Annotated in this window: 5 protein-coding genes; all 5 read left to right on the forward strand. The window is 38.5% G+C overall.

The window, feature by feature from the left end:
• The coding region (locus BO222_RS12835; RefSeq protein ID WP_075817320.1) for a transposase at positions 1-255 on the forward strand (255 nt) is incomplete at its 5' end.
• Positions 256-514: 259 nt separating this feature from the next.
• Positions 515-1,885, forward strand: coding sequence for an MATE family efflux transporter (locus tag BO222_RS12840; protein WP_075821115.1), 1,371 nt, complete (start codon positions 515-517; stop codon positions 1,883-1,885).
• 154 nt (positions 1,886-2,039) lie between these two features.
• Entirely contained in the window at positions 2,040-2,477 is a 438-nt protein-coding gene (locus tag BO222_RS12845; protein WP_075821116.1) for a hypothetical protein, read from the forward strand.
• A gap of 466 nt (positions 2,478-2,943) precedes the next feature.
• The gene (locus BO222_RS12850; protein ID WP_143357052.1) at positions 2,944-4,335 is read left to right on the forward strand and encodes a hypothetical protein; all 1,392 of its coding nucleotides are present in this window, start codon (positions 2,944-2,946) and stop codon (positions 4,333-4,335) included.
• 145 nt (positions 4,336-4,480) lie between these two features.
• Positions 4,481-4,991 (forward strand): transposase (locus BO222_RS12855; protein WP_198932096.1); only part of this gene is annotated, 511 nt, incomplete at its 3' end.

The following is a 4,991-nucleotide window of genomic DNA, read 5'->3' on the forward strand; positions in this document are numbered from 1 at the left end:
CGGGAGAACATGTCTTCAGATGCAGGACATGAGATTATGGTCAGCCGGAGCATTCAGGCGGAAGGAACCTTCGGAGATCTTAAAGAAAACTACAGATACAGCCGATTGAGACGCCGGGGACTGGAAAACGTAAAATTTGAGGTGCTTATTGTGGCCATGGGACACAATATCAGAAAATTAAACAACAGAAATCGGATGAGTTGCCCAGAACTCGAACGTTATGGAAAATTAAAGGAGCAGAAAAGCGAAATCTGAAAAAGATTATAAACAGTCTTTTTGAGTTTTGGCTCTTTTCAGTGCGTTCAAAAATTGACTTGAGCGGAAAAACACATCATAAAACAGGATTGAATCAGATAAAAAGCATAGAAAAAGGAGCTGTAAATCTCGCTGATGAAAAATCAGTCGAAATTTAACAGCCCCTTTTTTGTATTGACGAGAAAAGGGGAAAATGTAGAATTAAAACATAAAATTTTGGGAAGAAGTTTTATTAATTTTGACCGTGGAAGGAGTTAACATGGAAAATCGTTTCAATCTGACTAAAGGTCCTATAGCCAGTAGTCTTTTTCAATTTGCGCTGCCATATCTGATTACAATTTTTTTACAGCAACTCTACGGGCTGGCAGATTTATTCATAGCCGGTCAGTTTGATGGAACACAGGTGAGTGCTGCAATAAGCATTGGTTCACAATTTATGCATATGGTGACGGTTGTGATTATTGGTTTATCCATGGGAACAACGGTTATGGTTTCAAGATGGATGGGTGCCCAGGACTTTAAGAAAGCTTCCAGGTCAGCTGGGAATACTTTAACGTTATTTTTGGGAGTCTCTATAGCTTTATCAATTATTTTATTGATGAGTTCTGATTTAATTGTTACATTTCTGCATGTTCCTGCGGACTCGATAGACGAATGTCTTAAGTATCTGCGAATCTGTCTGGCAGGAATTCCAGTTATAACTGCTTATAATCTGGTCAGCTGTATCTGCAGAGGCTGTGGCGATTCTGTATCACCGACCATATTTGTTCTAGCCGCATGCATTTTGAATATCGGATTAGATGTTGTTTTTGTGGGGCCAATGAACATGGATGCTTCAGGAGCGGCATGGGGAACACTGCTGGCTCAGTTCTTTAGTGTGATCATCGCCCTCACCTTTTTGAAAAGACATCCACTGCCTATTCAATTGAGAAAAGAAGACTTTAAGCCTGATCCTGAAACAATGAAAAGCCTGCTCTCAATAGGTGTCCCTATCGCCTGCCAGGATGGGTTTATTCAGGTTGCTTTCTTGATCATAACAATGATTGGAAATATGCGCGGCTTAACAGATGCTGCAGCGATTGGAATCGTTGAAAAGATAATTTCTTTCCTGTTTATGGTTCCTTCTGCCCTTAGTCAGTCTCTTTCTGCTTTTGCGGCGCAGAATATCGGGGCTGCAAAGTATGGTCGAGCGATGCAGTCATTAAAAATTTCATGTATTACGGCCGTTGGATATGGTGCTCTGGTTGTACTTCTGGCATGGATTGCCGGAGCCTGGATGATCTCTTTGTTTATTAAAGACAGCCAGGTAGTCGAAGCGGGGGCAGCCTATTTTAGAAGCTACTCTTTTGATACCCTTGGAGTAGGAATTCATTTTTGCATGGCCAGTTATTTTTGCGCTTATCAAAAATCCATGATTTCCTTTATTCAAAATGCTTTATCAGTGATACTTTTTCGAATTCCTCTGGCATGGCTGGCTTCCATATATTTTCCACAATCTTTGTTTTGGATGGGACTGGCAGCCCCGATAGGTTCCTTATTTCAGGCTTTTTTCTGTCTTGTTTATTTTCGAAGACATCTGTCACTCTGGAATCCAAAAATCATTAAAACATCAACGAAGCGGTTGAGCTGATTCACTTCATTTCATCATAATGAATAGTTTGGGGATGGATTGAAGAGTCATTATTTCCATTTTTCTGTATTTCAATGCTACAGTAGCCATAGCAGAACTAAAATAGAGCACAAAATTATTGTCTTAGAAATGCTTTAAGAAAGAAGGAATTAAGATGAATCCCAACAGACATGAATGGCTTGTTCAAGTACTGAATCAAAACGGTTTTTCTATGGCAGATTTAGCTGGACAGACTGGATTACAACTTTCAGTGATTGAAGAAGCTGCTAAAAGTGATACCGCCAAATCGGAAGTATGGAATATCATTCTGGATACAGTAAATGATTATCCAAGTATTCGAACTCCTGGAGCAGATATACTGGATGATTTAAACAACGATATTCAGAAGTATGGAGAAAATGCTCTATGTATTGTTTATTACGGAGTAAATCAGAATTTACTTGGCTTTTGTGAATATCAATGTATGGATGATTTACAAATGCATGGAGCACAAGTTGATGTTGAATACTTATCTGCTCTGAGAATGTCACTGGCTGAAGCCCTGGAGTTATTTACTAAACAAAATTACACTTTACAAGTGGTACAGAGCTGACGAGTATTGAATATAAATTGGAAAAACAGGAAGAATTTTCTGTTTTAAAAGCAGAAGACTTGGGTTCTTTCCCATTCTTCTGCTTTTTCCTATAGGATTTTATTTTAAGGAGATTTACATGAAAGGTCTTTACCAATGGACAAAGAAAAATAGAGTTGTCCTGATTATTTTTGTGATTATGACTGTCCTGGCAGCCCTGCGAGTTCTTGCAGCTCACTTCAGATCGCCTGTTTATCTGGTAAACGGAATTTTAGATGAAAGATTAATGTTTCGATATTCTGATTTTTCGGTTTATTTTGCTCAGGAAAATCAGAACAGCCTTTTGAAATATATGTCATTTCCGTGGTTGTTAAACGTTCCTTCCTGGACTGGTTTGAGCTTTAATTCAATTTATGGATTATCCTGGGTATTGGCAGCGTTAGCTATCTGGCTCCCAGTAAAACGGTGTGCAGGAAAATACTGGGCCTTGTTGGCTTATATTTTTGTTCTTTTTGCCCCTCAGGGGTTTGATCTAAGGACTTGTGTTCATTTGTATCGAAATATTATTATCGCTCAGTCGTTTTATATTCTTTTTGGCCTGATGGCTGATTTATTGTTAATTGCATGGGAGAAAAATACAAAAAAGAATTCCATCACCTTTATTCTTTTACAGATCACTTTGGCCCTCGTTTTTCCTTTTGTTTATTTCATCAAGGAAGACAGTTTCTGGATGATGCCTGTCTTATATCTTTTGATGGCAGGCTTAATAGCTGGAATTATAGTTAATTTAATCAAAGTGAAGAAGACTCCAAAGAAAATCATTATATCCGTTGGATTGTTATTGATGTGCTTTTTGCCTTATTGCAGTTATCGAATTGCAGGGCAGACCTATAAGCAGGCAAACCAAAAGTATTTTAACTATGCTGAATATACTTTGAGGACAAATGGAGAATTGGCTGATTTTATAAACAAAGTTTATTCAATTGAATCGAATAACCGCTCAATTAAAGTCTGGGCTCCCTATGATGCCCTTGAAAAGGCGTTCGATGCTTCTGAAACTCTTACTAATCATCCAGGATTGAAGGACGCTGTTTTTCATAGTCCTTGGACTAAGGAAGGCGCTGAAGAAATAAAGGGAGATTTTCTTTCCTGGGTAATGGTTACTGCACTGACAAAAGATGAGAATCTTAAAACCGCAGCAAATATCAATGCCTTTATGAAGGATGTTAACCTTGAACTGGAAGACGCATTTGAAAAGGGAATTTTGAAAAAGGACGATCGAATACAGCTGACAAAATCAGCTGGTGGAAGAACCTGGGAAGAAGTAGGGGAACTATTTGAACCTCTAATTGCTTTTTTTGCTCAATCTCTGACATTTAATGATTTTTCGTCTGCACCTGTTTATCCAGTAAAGTTCACTCCAGATCTTGAAAACTACGAAATGAAACTTGGACAGCCATTAACTTATCCAACCGACGAAAAAGGTGTTGAAGAAATGGAAAGAAAAGCAAGTATTGGAGCAAAGATAGCGAAAATAGATTATAAAATTTACCATTATATAACACCGGTTCTATTTGTAGTTGGTGTCATAAGCTGGTTTGTTGTATTGATACTCACCATCTGCAAAAAAATCAAAACGGATCCTAAGTTGGCAATCCAGATGACTTTAGTGTTTGTTTTGTGTGGAATCAGTGTAGGTTATGTAATTGGAATAGTTTGGTTTTCTCAATTCTTATTTGTGAATAGAGAATTTGCAAGAATGATTGATATTTTACTTTACTATGGTTCAGGAGGTTCTGCCTTATTTTATATGGCAATACTCATGGCTGTACCATTGGTAGAAAAGATCTATAGCAAAAAAACGATTGAGAAAGTCTAATCTAAATAGATATAGTCTTAATGTGTAATTGATTTACTATTGTCTGGAAAGCAAAGAAGGGGCTGTTAAATTTCTGACAGTCCAAAAATAAAAAGAGGCACCTGATCCGTAATGGATGAGGTGCCTTTTTTGGTAAAATATGTTCATGCTTAATAAACAAAATTACCAAACACACTATAACTCGATTCAGGGCCGTTTGCCACTGCTCCATTCTCTCTTCCCTCATATTGAGATGGATTCTGTCTTCACTACTGTCAGTTCCTTTGTCGATGATTATCTCGACCTTGCCCTTTATCCTTCTTTTGCCTCCTGGCCAGCCTGCCATTTCCCAGCAGACGCCATGCTCAAAGCCGCTCTGATTTCTTTTACTCTTTATGGCTACTGCTCTTTGCGGCAGCAGGAAGAACTTTATTCTCACGACATCCGTCTGCTCTGCCTTTTCAATGGCGAAACTCCTTCTTACGGTACAATTTCCCGCTTTCAGAAGGAATGCCTTACTCCATGCATGGAGGATCTCTTTACGGAATTCAACCGCTATGCCGAACAGAATGATCCTCAGATAGACTCTTCTGTCCTTTATCTGGATGGAACAAAAATTGAAGCCAACCCCAATAAGATGCCATTCGTCTGGACAAAGGCCACTCAGAAAGAAGTGC

The sequence above is a fragment of the Ileibacterium valens genome (genome assembly GCF_001945525.1).
Lineage (GTDB): Bacteria > Bacillota_I > Bacilli_A > Erysipelotrichales > Erysipelotrichaceae > Ileibacterium > Ileibacterium valens.

Coding starts and splice junctions, on each gene's coding strand:
- BO222_RS12840 (WP_075821115.1), top strand. CDS start 515: ATGGAAAATCGTTTCAATCTGACTAAAGGTCCTATAGCCAGTAGTCTT.
- BO222_RS12845 (WP_075821116.1), top strand. CDS start 2,040: ATGAATCCCAACAGACATGAATGGCTTGTTCAAGTACTGAATCAAAAC.